This is a genomic window from Virgisporangium ochraceum (assembly GCF_016863655.1).
In the GTDB taxonomy this organism is placed as follows: domain Bacteria; phylum Actinomycetota; class Actinomycetes; order Mycobacteriales; family Micromonosporaceae; genus Virgisporangium; species Virgisporangium ochraceum.
The window spans coordinates 429404-447330 of record NZ_BOPH01000088.1 but is presented as its reverse complement, the minus strand read 5'-3'; the positions used below and the strand labels follow the sequence as shown (position 1 = coordinate 447330).

Below are 17927 nucleotides of genomic sequence, written 5' to 3'. Positions count from 1 at the left end.
CGAAAGGCCCGCCGCCCGAGACCGGCCCGCCGGCCAGCGTGGATTGGACGTGTCACCGTTCGTAGCGGTATCCGAGACCACGGACCGTCAACAGGTGCCGCGGCCGACGGGGGTCGGTCTCCAACTTCCTGCGAAGGTGGACGATGTACTGGCGGATGTAGGAGTCGCGGTTCGCTCCGGGCTCGCTCCACACGGCCTCCCGAAGCTCCTCGACACTGACCGTGCGGCCCGCGTTCCTCAGCAGAACTGCCAGCACCTGCCACTCGTTCGGGCTCAGCTGGAGCGACTGCTGCCTGCCCGCCTTCCAGACCCGTCGTTCGCGCCAGCTCACGGCGTTCTCGCCCAGCCACTCGACGGGTGCCAGCGCGCTGCCGGGCGCAGTACGCCGGAGGATCTTCCGGATCCGCGCCGCCAGTTCGACCATGTCGATGGACCCGTCGAGGAAGCCGTCGGCGCGGCTTGCGGGCTGACGGCTGGCCTGGCAGACCGTCGTACAACGGCAGATCGCCGGAATCGCCGCCTTCCTCGACATCACCCGTCAGGGAATGTCACTGACCGACGCCGACGACGATCGCGGCGACCGCATCCGGCAGGCACACGCCGCGTTCACATGGATTGGCCGACGTCTTCGAGTGCGCACCCACCATGATCAATGTGGCGGCGGCCCGGCTGGCTGGTTCGGGCAGCGCGCGGTTGGTGACCGAACCGCGTCTCCGCGAAGTTCCCCGTCCGGAGCAGGGCGATCCGTGACACCGGCCCCGACAGAGCAAACCCCACGAGAACAGCGGTCGGCCCCACCAGCGACAGTGCGATCACCCCGTTGCGGACTCTCCGGTCGGGCCCGGGCAGCACGTACTCGTCCATCCCACCCCCGTTCCGCGCCATCGTAAGGAGGTGCGGCGAGTCGGGCAGAGCGCGTCCTCTCGTCATCGCGCGCTCGCGCCGACCCGACGCCGCGCGGTGATGTCCGACCGGTCGGCCCGGCGTTACGGTGTGCGGGTGCATGGTCCGGTTCTGGGTATCGACTTTGGTACGTCCAACACCGCCGGCGTGCTCCGCCGCGCCGGGCAGCCGGCGGTGCCCCTGATCTTCGACGGGTCGCCGCTGCTCCCGTCCGCCGTCTTTCTGGACCTGGAGTCCGGCCTCATGGTCGGCCGCGACGCCGAGCGGAGTGCGGCGGTGGCTCCCGGCCGGTTCGAGCCGAACCCGAAACGACGTATCGACGACGGCACCCTCTGGCTCGGTGAGCGGGACGTGGCCGTGGCCGAGGCCGTCGCGGCGGTCCTGACGCGAGTGGTCCGCGAAGCGGAGCGGGTGGCCGGCGGGCCGGCCGAGAGGGTCGTGCTCACCTGTCCCGTCGGCTGGGGCGGGCAGCGCCTGCGGATTCTCGCCGACGCGGCGGCGCGGGCGGGTCTGTCCGACCCGCTGTTCGTCGCCGAGCCGGTGGCCGCGGCCTCGTACCTCGTCGACGTCCTCGACCAGCGGATACCGGTCGGTCGCAGTGTGGTGGTCTACGACCTCGGTGCCGGTACCTTCGACGTCGCCGTCGTCCGCCGTACCGGGGACGGATTCTCGGTGCTCGCCGCCGACGGCCTCGCCGATCTCGGCGGCCTGGACCTCGACGCCGCCGTCGTCGGCCGGGTCCGGGCAGCGACGGCCGGGTCCATCGACGCCTGGCAGCGACTCGAGCGGCCGGAGTCCACCGCGGACCGGCGCGCCCGGCGGTTGCTCTGGCAGGACGCCCGGGAGGCGAAGGAGCAACTGTCCCGCCATGCGACGGCAGCATTGCACGTGCCTCTGGTCGACACCGACTGGCACCTGACCCGCGAGGAGTTCGAGGCGGTTGCCCGCCCGCTGCTGGAGCCGACGGTCCGGGTGACCCTCGCGACCTTGCGGACAGCAGGTGTCGAGCCGGCAGCGGTCGGCGGGATCTTCCTGGTCGGCGGCTCGAGCCGGGTTCCGCTGGTCGCGACCCTGCTGCACAGTTCCCTGCGGATCGCGCCGACAGTGATCGAGCAGCCTGAGCTGGTGGTCGGCATCGGCGCCGTCTACGCCGCGACATCCGCGACCCCAGCTGCCCTGGTCCCCGATCCAGCGACGACGGAGCCGGGAGTCGTCGCGGAACGCCCCGCCGCCGGGCGGGCCCACGCGGCCGGCGCCGGGGTGAGCCGGGCGGCCCATCCCGTTGCCGCCCGCGGAACGGCCCCGGTGCGCTCGGCCGAGGCTCCTGCCCGTGCCGCTACAGGTCGCGGCGATCGGCTGCTGCGCTGGATCGGCCTGTGCGTCGCGGCGGTGGTGGCGGTCGGGGTGGCCGGGCGCGCTCTCCTGGTCCAACGGCGGGTCGAGGACGGCTACCTTCCCGGGGAGGATGCGATACGGATCGCCATCGGCGAGATCGCGTTCGACGTCGTCATCGCGGTGGCGGTCCTGTTTCTCACGTGGGTCGGCGGTACCCGTGCCCGCGCCGGGGCCGCCCTTCTCATCGGATATGCCGGGCTTCAGATCGCCGATCTGCCGACGTTCCTCGACGAGTCCACCGCTTTCGGTTCGATGAGCGCCGTGATCGGGATGCGGGCCGCACCGCTGCAGGGCCTGCTGCTCCTCACCCTGGCGGTACCGGCTCTGGTTGTCCTGCTGCGCACGCGATCACAGGGCGCACCGGCCCGCCGGCGCGACGGCCGGCTCACCACCGCGGTGGTGACCGGAGCGTTCGCGGTGGCGGTACCGCTCGCCGCGTACCGGGTCGACCCGGAGACCGCCGTCTCCGTGACGGCATGGGTCATGGTCGTCGCCATCGTCGTCGCGGCGCTGCCCGTGATCGCCGCGACCCGCCGATCGCGTGCGACCGTCACCGGCCTCCTGGTCGCATTCGCCACGCTCGTCCCGGCTCCGACGCTGTCTCCCCTGTTCCAGACCGGTGAGACCCCACCCGGTCAGGCACTGCTGATCGCCGCTGCGGCGACAGCTGTGGTGGTGACGGCCGCCCTTGCCATCCGCCGCCCGACCGAGCCGCAGAGTCCCTGAGAGAACGTCGTGGCGCACGCCCCCGGTGTGTAAGCAGAACGGGGCCAGACGGCGACGGGGCCGTCAGCCGGCGACCGGTCCGGTCGCCTGGAGCAGTCCGACGACGTTGCCCTCCGGGTCGCGGAACATGGCGAACGACGCCGCGTCGTTGATGGCCGTCGGTGCGACGAGCCGCGCACCACCGAGGTTCACGACCTGGTCGAGGGCGGCCTCCAGGTCGTCGACCTGGACGTAGACGGTGACGTACGGCGGGATGTCGGCGCGGGTCTGCATGAGTCCGCCGCCCAGGCCGCCCTCGACCGCCTGCACCAGGGCGTAGCGCGGCCCGGCGTCGTCGATCGTCCAGCCGAACGCCTTCGCGTAGAACTCGCGGAGCGCGGGCATGTCATGTCCGCCGATCTCCCAGTGGACCACGGGATGTGTCATGACAACCTCCGGAAAGCTCGACGCCTCCGACGCTAGGCACCCCCGCGGACGGCGGGCAGGGACCTAAGTCCCGCGGCCGGTCCGCGTCACTCGCCCACGCGGCCGTCGATGCGTTCCCGGAGCAGGTCGGCGTGACCGTTGTGCCGCGCGTACTCCTCGATGAGGTGCAGGACCACCTCCCGCAGCGTCACCGCGGCTCCGTGATGGTCGCCGACGACGTCGAGGTCCGCCGCGCGTGCGACGAACCCGTCGGTGAACGCGCACTCCGCGCGCCACACCCGCCAGGCCTCGGCGACCACGGCGTCGTCGGCCACGGCTCCGTCGAAGTCGCCGTCGTCGCGGGCGCCCCGGTACAGCCGGGGTGCGTCGAGCCCGGCCATGGTGCGCCGGAACCACGCCCGTTCGACGTCGGCGAGGTGGCGCACCAGTCCGAGCAGCGACATCGTCGACGGCGGCACCGACCGGCGGGCCAGCCGTCCGGCGTCGAGCCCGGCGCACTTGAGTTCGAGCGTGCGGCGTTGCCGACGGAGGAACTCCATCAGCGCGGCCCGCTCGTCACCGGGTGCGATCGCCGTCAGGCGCGGGTCCTCCGTCGGCTCGACGAAGCGGTCGGCCCGTCGGTTCATGCCGGGTTGGCACGGGAGGGCGCCTCGCCGCTCTGCTTCACCGGCCGGGCCCGTCGCGGCCGGCGGCCGGCGCCCGGACGCACCGCGGGCGACCGGGTCCGGGCGGCGGCCGGCGGCGCGGCGTCCGTGGGCGTCGCCGCCGTCGGGGTGCGGTCCGTCGGCGGCGCGGGCTCCGCGTCCGGTGGCGGCGGTTCCGGGACCGGCACAGCGGCGCCCAGCGCGGCGACCTCGTCGGCGATGACCGCGGCGAACAGGTCGGACTCGGGCACCGACGCGAAGTCGGTGGTGACCCCGAACACCGCCTGTCCCTCGAACGTGAACACCGACACGCCGATCCGCATCCGGCTGGCGATCGGCACCCACGGCAGGATCTCCCGGATGCGCCGGCCGAACGCGAACAGCGGCCCGGGCGGTCCCGGCACGTTCGTCACCACCGTCGTGAGCGCGCGTTGCGGCAACCGCAACCCCAGACGGACGCCGGCGTCGAGCACGGCGAAGGGCTCGTACGGGGCGACGGTGGTCAGGCTGGCGCCCGCCTCGATCTCGTGGCTCCCCTTGAGCTCGGCCACCCGCTCGTGCACCACGCGCAGCCGCTCCACGGGGTCGTCGACCTCGACCGGCAGGGTCGGCAGGAGCATCGACACGCGGTTGTCCAGCGCCGTCTGGTGGCTCCTGCGCACGTTGACCGGCACCAGCGTGCGCACGGAGTTCGCCGCGGCCGGTTCGCCACGTTCGATTAGCACCGCCCGGAACGCGCCGGTGACCGCGGCGAGAACCACGTCGTTGACGGTCACCCCGAAGCCCTTGGCGATCCGCACCAGCTCGGCGACCGGGACCCGGGCCACCGCGTACCGGCGGGCCTGTCCGAGCGGGCCGAGCAGCGACGTCGGGCGCAACGGGATCATGGCCGAGGCCAGCGCGGTGAGGCCCACCACCAGGTCGGCCACGTACCGGGACGCCCGGGCGGGCTCGCGCAGGGCCGTGGTGAACAGCCGCACCTGGTTGGCTGCCACGTGGGCGAGCTCGCCCATCGCGTCGCCGACGAGGGCGGCGTCTTCGGGAACGGCGCCCGGGTCCCAGGTGTCGGGGACCGCGTCGCGCGGCTCGGGCGAGGTGTCGAACATGAGCTGGTACAGCTTGTTGCCGGACAGGCCGTCGAGCATGCAGTGGTGCACCTTCGACAGCACCGCCCACCGGCCCTCGGGCAGCCCCTCGACGACCCAGTACTCCCACAGCGGGTGGTCGCGGTCGAGCCGCTGGGACATGAGCTGGGCGACCGTCCGGCACAGCGTCAGCTCGTCGCCGGGTGCGGGCAGCGCGACGCGGCGGAGGTGGAAGTCCAGGTCGATGTCGGGCTGGTCGACCCAGACCGGCCCGGCGAGGTCGAACGGCACGCGGCGCACCGTCTGCCGGTACCGGGGCACCAGCGGTAGCCGCTCCCGGATCGCCGCGACGAACTCCGCGTGGGTCGGAGCCGGCCCGTCGATGACGGCCAGCGACGCGATGGCGAGCGAGACGTGCGGGTCCTGGTCCTCCATGTCGAGGAAGGACGCGTCGAGCGGGCTGAGATGCTCCATGGTCGGCCTCTCCGGTGCGGTGTGCCTGGGGCCCTGCGACAGACTCTCGCGCGGGTGGCGACGCGCCCATAGGGACCAACGGCCCGGGTGTCGGGGTCCGGTGGCCCCGCGTGCATCCGGATCCGACGCTGGTCAACAGCGCCCTTGATCGGCACAATCGACGTAACGCCAGGGGGTGAACGGCATGGCACGCACGACCCCGGACCCGGACCGGCCGGGCCGACGTCGGCGCGTCGGCCTGGTGCTCGGCGCCGGTGGAACCCTCGGCGCGACCTGGATGATCGGTGCGCTCGGCGCCGTACAGGAGCGGATCGGACGACCGTTGGGCGAGGTCGACGTCCTGGTCGGCACCAGCGCGGGCAGCGTGCTGGCCGCGTCGCTGCGGTACGGCATGACGCCGGACGACCTCGTCGCCCATCAACGCGGAACGACGTCACCCGACCTGCCCGACCTGGAGGTGCTCGAGCGCGACTCGGGCCGGCTCCCGTCGGTGCCCCGGCTGCGGCTGGGTTCCCCGCGCCTGCTGGCCCGGGCGGTCAGGTCGCCGCACCTGGTCCATCCCCATGTGGCGATGAGTGCCTGGGCGCCGCGGGGTCGCAAGGAGCACCACGCGCTACGGCACTACATGCACCGCCTGGTGCAGACCCGCGGCACGCACGCCCACGCCCGGGTGGCACACGCCCACGCCGCGCACAGCACCGCGTCGCGGCTCTGGCCGGAACGGCACACCTGGATCATGGCGGTCGACTACGAGTCCGGCCGGCGGGTGGCGTTCGGGCGGCCCGGGACACCGGCGGTGCACCTTCCCGACGCGGTGGTGGCGTCCTGCTCGATCCCCGGCTGGCACGCGCCGAAGCGGATCGACGGGCGCGTCTACGTCGACGGTGGGGTGCGGTCGGCCGCCTCGGTCGACGTGCTGCACCGCGAGCGGCTCGACGAGGTGTACGTGCTGGCGCCGATGGCCAGCCACGAGACCGAGCGTCCGCGCTCACCGCTCGTGCGGGCCGAGCGGTTCGTGCGGCAGATGACCGCGCAGGCGCTGGAGCGCGAGGTCCGCCGGGTCCGCGCGGCCGGCACGACCGTCCACACGCTCATGCCCGGCCCCGACGACCTGGTCGCGATCGGCGCCAACCTGATGGACGGCCGGCGCCGCCAGCGGGTGCTGGAGACCTCGCTCGCCACGTCCGCGCATCGGCTGCGCGAGCCGGACACTATCCTCGACCGGTGACGAGCCGGCCGCACCTGCCGTCGCTGGGTGAGGTCATCCGGCGTCAACGCGAACGCGCCGAGCTGCCGATGCGCCAGCTCGCCGCGATGGTGGGCATCTCCAACCCGTACCTGTCGCAGATCGAACGCGGCCTGCGGGCGCCGTCGGACCAGGTGCTGCAGGCCATCGCCGCGTCGTTGCGTACCACGGCCGACGCCCTGGTCGACCTGGCCCACCGGCACGCCGAGCAGGCGCCACCGCGTCCGTCGGTGGTCGCGGCGATCGACGAGGATCCCGGTCTCACCGGACGTCAACGTCAGGCGCTCGCCGAGGTCTACACGGCGATGGTCGAGGCGACGGCGGCGCGTCGGCGCCGGGGCCGCGGCGGTGCTGGCAGTGCGGTGGCCGGAACACCCGACGGGGACTGATGTGCGGTGTCCGGCGCCGCCGTCAGCGACACCGGACACCGTGCCCGTACCGGACCGTCACCGCATCGCCGCGCGCGCCGTGCGCACGTAGACCGCGGTCAGGTCCGCGAGGAAGGTGGCGTGCAGGTTCAGCGCGGCCTTCGTCCGCTCCGAGGTGGTGACCTCGGCCGCCTTGTGCTCGAACTGGACGAAGTTCGCGACGGCCTGCTCGTACGTGTGGAGAGCCGCCTCGACGGCCTCGCCGACGAGCACCCGCCGGGTGTCGACGGCCGCCTTCTTCTCTGCCGGCTTGCTGATGGTGGTGGCGGGTCCGGTTTCCCGGGCCACCTTGGTGGCTGTCATGTCGTCCTCCATCGATCGACCCGTATTAGCAGATTAGCAGCTAATTAGCTACCGAACCGATGCCGGGCTCCTATGTCGCGCGCGTCACATCGACCCACGCCCGGCCCTGGATCGCGGGTCCCCTGACCGCTGCGACTCGGGCCATAAGCCCCTCCACGGCGCCCCTGCCGGTCCCTAGCGTTCGGGGTGGCACCGAAGGAGACGCACATGGAACGCACCCCGATCGTCGTCGGAGTCGACGGCTCACCGGCGAGCTGGGACGCCCTGCACTGGGCCGTCGGCGAGGCGCACCGGTGGCGGGCGCCGCTGGAGGTCCTGATCGTCGACGAGGGCCACGGCGCGTCCGGGGTCCGCACGAACGAGAGCCGTCTCGCGCAGATGGTGAGCGACGCGCGGCAGCTCGACCGGGCCGTCCGCATCACCGGCACGGTGGGCCACGGCCACGTGGTCCCGGCGCTGTGTGAGGCCGCCCGCAGCGCCCGGATGGTCGTGGTCGGTCACCGCGGACACCACGGGTTCGGCCGTCTGCTGGCCGGGTCGCTGAGCGGCCGGGTCGCGGAGAACGCGTCGGTCCCGGTCACCGTGGTCCATTCCGACGGGACCACCTCGGGCCCGGTCGTCGTCGGCGTCGACGGCAGTGCCGGGTCGGACACCGCCCTCGGGGTCGCCTGCGACGAGGCCGAACGGCGCGGCACCGGCGTCGTCGCCGTCCTCGCGTACTCCCACCCGGTCCACCCCTGGCTGACCAACGGTTTGGCGCCGCCCTCGGACCCGCAACTGCTGCACGCGTCGGCCTGCGCGGCCCTGGAGGCGACCGTCGCGCCATGGCGGAGGAAATACCCCGCCCTACCCGTCCGCACGGTGACGGCGGCGGCGCAGGCGGTGCCGTTCCTGACCGACCTGTCCCGACGGGCGCAGCTGGTCGTGGTCGGCGCGCACGGGCACGGTGGCCCGACCGGCCCGCTCGGGTCGGTGCCGGAGAAGCTGCTGGGCCGCGCCCACTGCCCGGTGCTGATCGCCCGCTGACCGCGCCTGCGCGCGGGAGACCTCCGGACGTCCCGGGGGCCGAACGGCCCTGCTGACCCGGGTGCGTTCCGGTGACCGTCGACTCGGACGGGTCGGCCGCCACCTGCCGGTCTCTGCCAACCCGAGGAGGCGATGGACATGACAGCGATCCACCATGAACCCGTCGACGAACCGACAGGGTCGAAGCGCCACCCTGCCTGTTGATCATCTGCTGGACGGGGCCGCAGGGCAGGGTCCAGGGTCCCGTGAACGGCCCGACGTCGGAGCCCGGGTCGATGGTCCCGTGCCCCGGGACGATCGACCCTGCGCCGCTCCACGGCGCGGTGTCACGGTGTGGGCGTGCACGGACAGCTTCTGCGCCCGAGAGGGGCGCGGGCAGGGAGCCGGACGGAGTGAGACCGATGATCGAGACGATGACCGGCGAACCGATGCTCGCCGACGCGATCCGCGACGTGATCGAGACCGCCGCCGTCGGCACGGTGTTCGGAACACCGGTGCGCCAGGACGGCGTCACGGTGATCCCGACGGCGGTGTTCAAGGCTTTCGGCGGCGGCGAGTCCACCGCGGAGGCGAGGGCGGGCCGGCCCGCGAGTGGGGTGCGGGTGATGACCCGGCCGGCGGGTGCCTTCGTGATCGCGGACGGTCGGGCGACGTGGCGTCCCGCCGTCGACGTCAACCGGATCATCCTGGGCGGACAGGTCGTGGCCGTCGTCGCGCTGCTGACCGTCCGCGCGATCATGCGTGCGCGCGGCGGGTGCCGCCGGTAGCCGCGCCTCCCCCACCGCCCACCATCGTCCCGTGGAGGATGCCATGTCGACAACCAGCTTCGACGCGTTCAACCGGGCCGGCCAGACCGCGCACAGCTGGCTGCGCGAGATCACCACCGCGCGCTGGACCTGTTGCCGCACCAGCTTCGCCGGGTCCTGCGGTACCCGGTCCTGCGGCGGCGCTCCGAGCTTGCCGGTTCCGTGAACGGCTGACGTCACGGCAGCGGTCCCACCGCCCACAGGGGCGACACGATCACGGCCGGGATGTCGTCGAGCGCCGGGACGCGGTCGACGACCTCGTCCCGGTTGATCGCCAGGCCGAGCGTCGCCAGCAGGAGGTCGGCGGAGGACGGTCACGATGACCGCTGCCGGAAAGTCCTGCGGCAGTGGAGCGAGCACCCGGGCTCACCGCGTCGAGTCCGCGGCCGAGCACACCAGCGCCACGACGGGGACCACCGGCGGGATCATGTCGAGCACCCGCCGGGGTCGTCCGGGAGCTGGACCGGCGGCGACGCGCCACCGGCCGCGAGGCCGGCCATGCCGGCACGGTAGCCCGCGCGGTCCAGCGTCCCGTCGAGGAGCTGCCGGACGAGTCGGCTCTCGACGGCGCACCGCTCGGCGTCGCGGGGGTCGGTGAACACCGGCGTGGTGGGCATCGGAGCCGAAACGGTGGGGCGGGGGTGTTCGGCCAGCGGCCCGTACCCCCGCTTCCCGGCCTGTTCGTAGCAGTAGACGACCCCCACCGGCACGAGCATGAGCACGATGGCAAGCACCACCCACATCGGTGTCACCTCCCCGCTGCGGTCACCCTCGGGTGACGACGGTCGGCGGTCCCACGTTCTCCGGTGCCGGACCGGGTGCGGGAGGCACGGGGCGGCGACCGCCGCCCGGGCCGCCGGCGAGACCGACGGCGCCCACGTAGATGAGCAGCAGGGCGACCAGGATGGCGACGACGCCACCGCCGATCAGTCCGTTGCCCAGCGGCCGCAACGCCGGGACCTTCGCACCGACGGTCGCCCCGGCGGTGACGCCGGTCGTTCCGTCGGCGTTGGTGAGCACCATGGCAAACCGTCCGTCACCGGGGGTCCAGCGCAGATCGAGCGTGCCGGTGCCGGTGGCCGACGCCAGCCAGAACGACTGTGCCGCCGGTCGGTCGATCGCCCGCACGGCGCCCGCCGAGCGCTGCGTCGTGACGTCGGAGGAGTCCTCGTAGACCCCGGTCACCTCGTCGTGCGCGGTCCCGGCGAGCCAGGCGTCGATCGCCGACTCGGGCCCGACGCCGACGAACATGGGCGAGTTGCCGGCGTCGATCCGGATCCGGACCGCGTCGAGCGCCGTCCGGTCCCGGCCGGGGAGGCGCAACGGATGGATCTCGATGCCCTCCACGGTGACCGCCGCCGTCGCCGTGGACAGCGACAGCTCGTCCGACGACACGAAGCCGGCCGAGTCGCGCGACGCGTGCACGGCCAGTGCGGTCACGCCGCCGGCCGCCGCGCCGAGACCGGCGACCAGCAGCAGCACCCCGGCCACGATGGACACCACCCGGCCCGCCGTTCGACCGGAGGTCCGCGGCGGGACGGGCTCACCCGCGGCCGGTCCCGACGGTGTCGGCGGAGGTGGCTGCGGCACCGGCTCCGCGCCGCCCTGGTCGAGGCGGAACGGCGGGTACCGGTCGGTGAGCAGCGCGACGTAGGCCACGGTGCGCACCGCCCACCGGTTGATGCCCACGACCAGGTTGAACAGGCCGCGCGGGTATCTGCCGGTGGCGAGCAGGACGATGCCGACGACGAGCACGAGGAAGCCGATCAGGCTCCCCCCGCCGCCATCGCGGTCGGGCCACCCGCCGCCGGTCAGCAGTCCGACGATGACCAGGTGCGGCACGGCGAACAGCCAGGCCACCAGCGGCAGCCAGCGGGGCAGCCGCTCCGGCCGGTCGGCTTCGATCCGGGCCGGGTAGTCCGGCACGTCGTCCAGCGTGAACGGCGGGTACCGGTCGGTGCCCAGCGCCGCGTAGCCGTAGTAGCCGACTCGCCACGTCCAGCGCAGCACGCCGACATTGAACTCGTGGATGCCGGCCGGGTACCGCCCGGTCAGCAGCACGGCGACATAGGCGACGAGCGTCAGCGCGACGAACGCCACCCACAGCACCGCCAGAACGATGTAGTGCGGGATCAGCAGCAGCCACTTGACCAGCCAGAGCCATCGCCCCGGTTCGTCGGGCCGCGCGGTCAACCGCACGGGGCTGGGTCGCATGTTCACCCTCCTCTTCCTTCCCCTCCAGCACACGGCCGGGACGACCGGCGGTAACGGGTCTTTCGGCCCGGTCGGGAGAGGAAAGCGGTCCTGATCAGTCGGGCCGTCCGGGCGCGAGCCTCGACACGTGCGGTACCTGACGGTGCCGATGTGGGAGCGAAGGAGCTCATCATGCGACGCCTACGCACACTCGCGTTGAGCTTCGACGATGCTCTCCAGCAGTGCGACACGGCGTTCGCTCCCGGCGGCGCGGACGGGTGGACCACCATCGCGGCGAACCGACGCCGGCACCGCGCCGCGATCGGCTGAGCCCGACACGGCCACACATCCACCAGAGGAGGTAGCCATGACGGCGGTTCAGCTCCCGGTGACCGTCCTCGTCACCGGGACGGTCGCGGACCGGACGGCGGTACGGCTCGCCGCGAACGAGGCTCTGCTCCACGAGCGTCCCATCCGCGTACTCACGACCTACACGCCACCGGATCCCACCGCCGGACCGATCGGCTGGGCGCCGCAGCTGACCACCGCCCAGCGGGCGATGGGAGCCGCGTTGAGATGGCTGCGAGAGTCGCACCCGGCACTGCCGGTGGACTACCGCGTGGCGCCCGGCGACCCGGCCGAGATCCTCATCGGCATGTCGCCGGATGCGGCGCTGGCAGTGGTCCCGGCGGTCACCCATGCCCGACCCGGGGCGGTCACCGGCGCCCCCACACTGCCAGAGCGGGTGGCCGCACACGCCCGATGTCCCGTTCTGATCAGCCACTCCGGTCTGGTCGCCGGCGGTGATGTCGTCGTCGGGGTCGACGGTGTCTCCTCCGCCGACCCGTTGCTGAGGTTCGGATTCCAGGCGGCAGCCGCCCGCGGGGTCCCGCTGCGGGCGGTTCTGGTGTGGGGCGCGCTGCCCGAGGCCGGGCTCGGCACCCTCGACCCGTTCGCGTTCAACCGTCCGAGTGCGAACGAGGACGCCGACCGCCTGCTGGCCGAGGAGCTGGCCGGCTGGGCGGAGAAACAGCCCGACGTGACGGTGCGCAGGCACGCGGTGTGCGGCTCCGACGTCGCGGCCACGCTCGCCCGCACCGCCTCCGACGCCGCGCTGCTGGTCGTCGGTGCCCGGAGCCGGCCGGCCCGCAGCGGCCAGGCGCTCGGTCCGGTCCCGCGCCGGTTGATCCGCGCCGCTCCGTGCCCGGTCGTCGTGCTCCAGCTGGACTGAGCACCCGGCCGTGCCATTGCGGTCCCGGGACCAAGGTCCCGGGACCGGCCGACTCCCGCCCCTCCCGCATGTGCTCCGCCGGCGCCACGATGGTCGTGCGGCAGCCCTCCCGGGTGCCGCCGCCCCGACGGCACAGGTACCGGCACCGAGGAGGAGAGCCGATGGACCGGACCGTGACGGCGCCGCACCCCGACGGTCTGGTCGCGGCGGTCATCTACCACGACGGTCGACGGGTGGAATGCCTGCCCACCGTCGCCGAGACCAACCGACGGCTGCGGCAACGCCCCGGCACCATGGCCTGGATCGGCCTCAGCCACCCCGCCGAGGCGCAACTGCTGGCGGCGGCCGACGAGTTCGGCCTGCACCACCTCGCCGTCGAAGACGCCATCAAGGCCCACCAGCGGCCCAAGCTCGACCGGTACCGCGACACGCTGTTCGTCGCCCTGCGCACCGCCCGCTACGTCGACGCCACCGAGGAGGTCCGCTTCGGCGAGGTGCACGTGTTCGTCGGTGACGGTCTGGTGCTCACCGTCCGGCACGGCGACGCACCGGACCTGGCGGCCGTACGCACCCGCATGGAGAACAACCCCGAGCTGCTTCGCCACGGCCCGGAGGCAGTGCTCTACGCGGTGCTGGACCACGTCGTCGACGGATACGCGCCTGTGGTCACCGGTCTGCAGAACGACATCGACGAGATCGAGACCGAGGTGTTCCGCGGCGACCCGAACGTGTCGCGGCGCATCTACGAGCTGACCCGGGAGGTCATCGGGTTCCAGCGCGCCACCCGGCCGCTGCTGGACGTCCTGAGCGCGCTGGTGGCCGGGTTCGAGAAGCACCGCATCCACGACGAGCTCCGCCGGTACCTGCGCGACGTCACCGACCACGCGACCGTCGTGGCCGAACGGGTCGACGGCTTCCGCCAGCTGCTCGACCACATCCTCACGGTCAACGCCACGCTGGTGTCGCAGGCCCAGACCGGGAAGATGGAACGGCTCACCGAGGCCAGCTACGCCCAGAGCGAGGAGATCAAGCGGATCTCCGCGTGGGCGGCGATCCTCTTCGCGCCGACGCTCGTCGGCACCATCTACGGGATGAACTTCCACCACATGCCGGAGCTGCTGTGGCGGGGCGGCTACCCGTTCTCGCTCGGGCTGATGGCGCTGATCTGCCTTGCCCTGTACGTCCTGTTCCGCCGGCGCCGGTGGCTGTGACCGTCCGGCCGGTCACGTCGCCGGTCGGCTCAGCGGGGCCAGCTCGACGGCGCGGTCCACGTCGTCGACGGTGACCACCCCGACCACCACCCGACCGTCGTCGACCACGACGAGCAGCGGGCTGCCCGGGCCGAGGGCCCGCGTCACGGCCGATGCCGGGTCCCACGGACGCACCGTGACCGACGCGGCGGCCGGCGCCGCGACGGCGGCGACGCGGAGCACCGCCCGGTCGGGCGGCGCGACGCGGGTCAGGCGCGCCAGGTGCAGGATGCCGACGAGCCGGTGCCCGCCGTCGACCACGGGGAACACGCGGTGACGGGCCGCGGATGCGACGGTGGCGACGAAGTCGTCGATGATCTGCCCGGCCGGTGCGCACACCGGCCGCGGGGTCATGATCTGCGCGACCGTCAGCCGGTCGAGCACCGCGCGGACGCGCGCCGACGCCCCTTCGGCGGTCGCCGCCCAGACCAGGTACCAGCCGAGCAGCACCAGCCAGAGCCCGGACAGGTCGCCGGCGACCAGGATCTGGACGATCCCGCCGACGGCCAGCAGGAGCCCCACCACCGACCCGGCCCGGTCGGCCGAGACCTGCGCGGCGTACCGGTCGCCGCGGATCCGCCACAGGACCGCCCGCAGGACGCGGCCGCCGTCCAGGGGTGCCCCGGGCAGCAGGTTGAACACCGCGAGGACCACGTTGACCCCGGCCAGCCAGGCCAGGCTCGCGACGACGAGGTCCCCGAGGCCGGCGGCGCGTGCCCACACCAGCCCCAGCGCGCCAGCGGCGCCCAGGAGCAGGCTCATCAGCGGACCGGCACCGGCGATGGCCAGTTCGGCCGACGGAGTCGGGGCCTCCTCGTCGAGCTCCGATACGCCGCCGAGCAGCCACAGGGTGATCCGCCGCACGCCGACGCCGAACCAGCGCGCCACGATGGCGTGGGCGAGCTCGTGGGCGAGCACGCAGCCGAAGAACGTGGTGGCGACGAGCAGACCGGCGGCCAGGTACGCGCCGGGCGGCTGCCCGGGAACGGCCGTCGGCAGCAGCGAGCCGGCGAGCCCCCAGGCGAGCAGCCCGACGATGACGAGCACCGACCAGTGGACACCCACCGCGATCCCGGCGACGCGACCCAACCGTATGGACTGACGCATCGTGCTCACCTCGTTTCCACGCGGCCGAACCGGCGCCGAAGGGCCGCTTTGAAGAGCGTGTCGGCCAGCAGGACCACCGGAACCGCCAGACCGGCGAGGGCCCAGCCGGACGCCGAGGGCCAGGCGCCGCCCAGCGCACCGGCGACCGGCCCCACCGCCAGGAACACGACGAGCAGCACCAGCTCGACGCCGACCGCCAGTGGCAGCAGGTGGTTGCTCCACAGCGGGATCCGGTACACCGGACGGACCTCGCTGCGGCACGCGAACGCGTTGGCGAGCTGGCCCAGGACGATGGCGGCGAACGCCGTCCCCGACGCCGTGGCGAGCAGGGCGCCGGACGGGTCGTCGCCCCACGTCCACCCGCCGGCCAGGAGCACGGCCGCGAACGCGCAGAGCGAGACGACCACCTCGGCGGGGCCGAGGACGCCGAACGCGCGGGTCAGCACCCCGGCGTCGATGAGCTGACCGGTCCGGGCCCTGCTGACCATGGTCCGCCGGCTCGGCGGCTCGCCACCGAGCGCGAGCGCGGGAAGCAGGTCGGTGCCGATGTCCAGGGCCAGGACCTGCAGCACGCCGATGGCGAGCGGGAAGCTGCCGCCGCTGAGCGCCCAGGCGAGGAACGGCGCCAGTTCGGCGACGTTGTCGGTGAGGTGGTAGGTCAGGAACCGGCGGATGTTGGCGAACGTGGCCCGGCCGAGCTCGACCGCCGACACGATGGTCGCGAAGCGGTCGTCGAGCAGTACCAGGTCGGCCGCCTCGCGGGCGACATCGCTGCCGGTCGCACCCATCGCCACGCCGATGTCGGCCTCCCGCAGGGCCGGTGCGTCGTTGACCCCGTCACCGGTCATCGCGACGACGTGGCCACGCTGCTGGAGGACGCGGGCGATCCGCAGCTTGTCCTCCGGAGAGACCCTCGCCAGGACGATGCCGTCCCGGTCGATCAGGTCGCCGAGCGCGTCGTCGTCACCGGGCAGGTCGGGTCCCTCGACCACCGGTGAGTCCACGGTGGACAGTCCGACCTCGAGGGCGACGGCACGGGCGGTGCCAGGGTGGTCGCCGGTCACCATCGCGAGCCGGATGCCGGCGCGGCGGCAGGCGGCGACCGCGCCGGCGGCGTCCGGCCGGGGCGGGTCGAGCAGGCCGACGATGCCGACGAGGGTCAGGTCGCGTTCGTCCCGGTCGCGGTCGCAGTCCGGGCCGAGCCCGCCGCGGTGCGCGACCGCGAGCACCCGCAGCCCGCGGTCGGCCATGTCGGTGGCGACCCTCGACGCGTCACCGGCGGACCGGCACCGGGCGAGCACGGCCTCCGGTGCGCCCTTGACGTACAGGTCCGGCCCGACCCGGGTGGCGGCGGTCAGCCGGCGCGGGTCGAACGGGAACCGGGCGGTCGTGGGTTCCGAGCGCTCCCGGCCGGTGACGTCGATCCTGGCGCGGCGGGCCAGGACGTGCAGCGCCACGTCCATCGGGTCACCGGAGGCGACCCAGCCACCGTCGCGCCGCGCGAGCCGGCCACTGGACGCCCGTGCGCCGGCGTACGCGACGTCGGCGACCGCCGCGCGCACCGGAGCGGCCGCCACCACCTCACCGGCGGGGTCGTACCCGACACCCGTCACCCGCGCGGAGCCCGCCGGCGTCCACACCTCGGTGACCGCCATCTCGTTGCGGGTCAGGGTGCCGGTCTTGTCGGTGCAGATGAAGGTGACGGAGCCGAGCGTCTGCACCGCCTCCAGCCGCTTGATCAACGCCTGCCGATCGGCCATCGTGTGCGCACCGCGGGCCAGCGACAGCGTGACGGTCGGCAGCAGCCCTTCCGGCACGAGTGCGACGGTGACGCCCAACGCGAACAGGAAGCCGTCCATCAACGGCATCCCGAGCAGCAGCGCGACGGCGAAGAACACCGTTCCCACACCGACCGCCGACGCGGCCACGATGCCGACGACGCGGTTGAGCCGCAGCGCCAACGGGCTCGTCGGCCGGCGGGTCCGCTGCGTCAGCGCGGCGATGGAGGCCAGCCGCGTCCGGGTACCGGTGGCGACCACCACCGCCTCGCCGGCGCCCTCCACCACGAAGGTGCCGGCGTGCAGCGGATCCCCGGTACCGGGGCGGCGGGGGACGGACTCGCCGGTCAGCAACGACTCGTCCACCGCCAGGCTCTCCAGCCGGACCGCGGTCAGGTCGGCGCTGACCCGGTCGCCGGCCTCGAGGATCACCAGATCACCGGGGACGAGGTCGGTGGCCGGCACGGTGTGGCGCCGCCCGTCCCGGCGGACGACCGCCGTGGCCGGCATGAGACCGCGCAGCCGGTCGGCGGCACGGTCGGCCCGGTACTCCTGCGCGAACGCGAACCCGCCGTTGACCAGCACCACGATCACGATCGCGATCGCCAACTGGGCCATCCCGGCGACCGCCGCAAGGCCGGCGGCGACCCACAGCATCAGCGCGAAGAAGTGGGTCAGCTGTCGTAGCAACGGCAGCCACACACCCGGACGCGACGCCTCGGGCAGCGCGTTGGGACCCACCGTCGCGAGCAGGTCCCGCACCTGTGCCGCGGTCAGCCCGGTGGCCGCCGGCACCTCGACGGCGGTCCCGGCCTCGACGCTGGAAGCTCCATCCACACCATCGACGCTGTCCCGACCGGCTGCGGACATGCAGGGCCAGGTGGCCCGTCGGTCCGTGCCGTCCGG

At 73.5% G+C, this 17927-nt stretch carries 19 protein-coding genes; 10 read left to right on the top strand and 9 right to left on the bottom strand.

The genetic code is table 11. The annotated features are described in order from the left end of the window. Positions 1-52: 52 nt before the first annotated feature. Entirely contained in the window at positions 53-532 is a 480-nt protein-coding gene (locus tag Voc01_RS33250; RefSeq protein ID WP_203931564.1) for a winged helix-turn-helix domain-containing protein, read from the bottom strand. Between Voc01_RS33250 and Voc01_RS55105 the strand changes: the two genes are divergently transcribed. Next, positions 474-890, top strand: a complete 417-nt coding sequence (locus tag Voc01_RS55105) for a hypothetical protein (protein ID WP_507772765.1) — start codon at positions 474-476, stop codon at positions 888-890. The two genes, Voc01_RS33250 and Voc01_RS55105, sit on opposite strands and share 59 nt — an antisense overlap. 109 nt (positions 891-999) lie before the next feature. Beyond that, entirely contained in the window at positions 1000-3024 is a 2025-nt protein-coding gene (locus tag Voc01_RS33245) for an Hsp70 family protein (RefSeq protein WP_203931563.1), read from the top strand. Between the two features lie 63 nt (positions 3025-3087). Here Voc01_RS33245 and Voc01_RS33240 read toward each other — a convergent pair whose 3' ends face one another. The 3 genes from Voc01_RS33240 to Voc01_RS33230 all read right to left on the bottom strand — a co-directional run bounded on the left by Voc01_RS33240 (position 3088) and on the right by Voc01_RS33230 (position 5653). Next, on the bottom strand, positions 3088-3450 hold the full coding sequence (locus Voc01_RS33240; protein ID WP_203931562.1) for a VOC family protein: 363 nt from the start codon (positions 3448-3450) through the stop codon (positions 3088-3090). 86 nt (positions 3451-3536) lie between these two features. Continuing rightward, positions 3537-4076 carry a DinB family protein gene (locus Voc01_RS33235; protein ID WP_203931561.1) on the bottom strand — a complete coding sequence of 180 codons (540 nt, stop codon included), beginning with the start codon at positions 4074-4076 and terminating at the stop codon, positions 3537-3539. Next, positions 4073-5653: a wax ester/triacylglycerol synthase family O-acyltransferase gene (locus tag Voc01_RS33230; RefSeq protein WP_203931560.1), complete on the bottom strand. Its 1581-nt coding sequence runs from the start codon at positions 5651-5653 to the stop codon at positions 4073-4075. The genes Voc01_RS33235 and Voc01_RS33230 overlap by 4 nt, the downstream gene beginning before the upstream one ends. Before the next feature lie 184 nt (positions 5654-5837). Here Voc01_RS33230 and Voc01_RS54200 point away from each other — a divergent pair, with 184 nt between their 5' ends. Then, positions 5838-6881 (top strand): patatin-like phospholipase family protein, encoded by a 1044-nt coding sequence (locus tag Voc01_RS54200; protein ID WP_203931559.1) that lies wholly within the window; start codon positions 5838-5840, stop codon positions 6879-6881. Then, complete coding sequence (locus Voc01_RS33220; RefSeq protein ID WP_203931558.1) at positions 6878-7288, top strand: helix-turn-helix domain-containing protein; 411 nt, start codon at positions 6878-6880, stop codon at positions 7286-7288. The genes Voc01_RS54200 and Voc01_RS33220 overlap by 4 nt, the downstream gene beginning before the upstream one ends. A gap of 57 nt (positions 7289-7345) precedes the next feature. Here Voc01_RS33220 and Voc01_RS33215 read toward each other — a convergent pair whose 3' ends face one another. Next, positions 7346-7630, bottom strand: a complete 285-nt coding sequence (locus tag Voc01_RS33215; protein ID WP_203931557.1) for a hypothetical protein — start codon at positions 7628-7630, stop codon at positions 7346-7348. A 207-nt stretch (positions 7631-7837) separates the two neighbouring features. Between Voc01_RS33215 and Voc01_RS33210 the strand changes: the two genes are divergently transcribed. From Voc01_RS33210 to Voc01_RS33200, 3 genes are all read left to right on the top strand, one after another. Further along, complete coding sequence (locus tag Voc01_RS33210; protein WP_203931556.1) at positions 7838-8656, top strand: universal stress protein; 819 nt, start codon at positions 7838-7840, stop codon at positions 8654-8656. A 401-nt stretch (positions 8657-9057) separates the two neighbouring features. Then, positions 9058-9423 (top strand): sporulation protein, encoded by a 366-nt coding sequence (locus Voc01_RS33205; protein ID WP_239160635.1) that lies wholly within the window; start codon positions 9058-9060, stop codon positions 9421-9423. Between the two features lie 43 nt (positions 9424-9466). Further along, complete coding sequence (locus Voc01_RS33200) at positions 9467-9628, top strand: hypothetical protein (protein WP_203931555.1); 162 nt, start codon at positions 9467-9469, stop codon at positions 9626-9628. A gap of 259 nt (positions 9629-9887) precedes the next feature. On the opposite strand, the gene Voc01_RS33195 is transcribed toward Voc01_RS33200, so the two are convergent. Together Voc01_RS33195 and Voc01_RS33190 are read right to left on the bottom strand one after the other, a co-directional pair. Beyond that, positions 9888-10205, bottom strand: a complete 318-nt coding sequence (locus Voc01_RS33195) for a hypothetical protein (RefSeq protein ID WP_203931554.1) — start codon at positions 10203-10205, stop codon at positions 9888-9890. 22 nt (positions 10206-10227) lie between these two features. Continuing rightward, a complete protein-coding gene (locus Voc01_RS33190; RefSeq protein ID WP_203931553.1) occupies positions 10228-11676 on the bottom strand; it encodes a DUF4389 domain-containing protein in 1449 nt (482 codons plus the stop codon). A 171-nt stretch (positions 11677-11847) separates the two neighbouring features. Between Voc01_RS33190 and Voc01_RS33185 the strand changes: the two genes are divergently transcribed. The 3 genes from Voc01_RS33185 (at position 11848) to Voc01_RS33175 (ending at position 14097) form a co-directional block, all read left to right on the top strand. Beyond that, complete coding sequence (locus Voc01_RS33185; RefSeq protein WP_203931552.1) at positions 11848-11985, top strand: hypothetical protein; 138 nt, start codon at positions 11848-11850, stop codon at positions 11983-11985. 37 nt (positions 11986-12022) lie between these two features. Next, entirely contained in the window at positions 12023-12886 is an 864-nt protein-coding gene (locus Voc01_RS33180; protein WP_203931551.1) for a universal stress protein, read from the top strand. A 161-nt stretch (positions 12887-13047) separates the two neighbouring features. Beyond that, complete coding sequence (locus Voc01_RS33175; RefSeq protein ID WP_203931550.1) at positions 13048-14097, top strand: magnesium and cobalt transport protein CorA; 1050 nt, start codon at positions 13048-13050, stop codon at positions 14095-14097. A gap of 12 nt (positions 14098-14109) precedes the next feature. Here Voc01_RS33175 and Voc01_RS33170 read toward each other — a convergent pair whose 3' ends face one another. Then, the gene (locus Voc01_RS33170; protein WP_203931549.1) at positions 14110-15243 is read right to left on the bottom strand and encodes a site-2 protease family protein; all 1134 of its coding nucleotides are present in this window, start codon (positions 15241-15243) and stop codon (positions 14110-14112) included. Between the two features lie 5 nt (positions 15244-15248). Continuing rightward, positions 15249-17858: a cation-translocating P-type ATPase gene (locus Voc01_RS33165; protein ID WP_203931548.1), complete on the bottom strand. Its 2610-nt coding sequence runs from the start codon at positions 17856-17858 to the stop codon at positions 15249-15251. Positions 17859-17927: the final 69 nt, after the last annotated feature.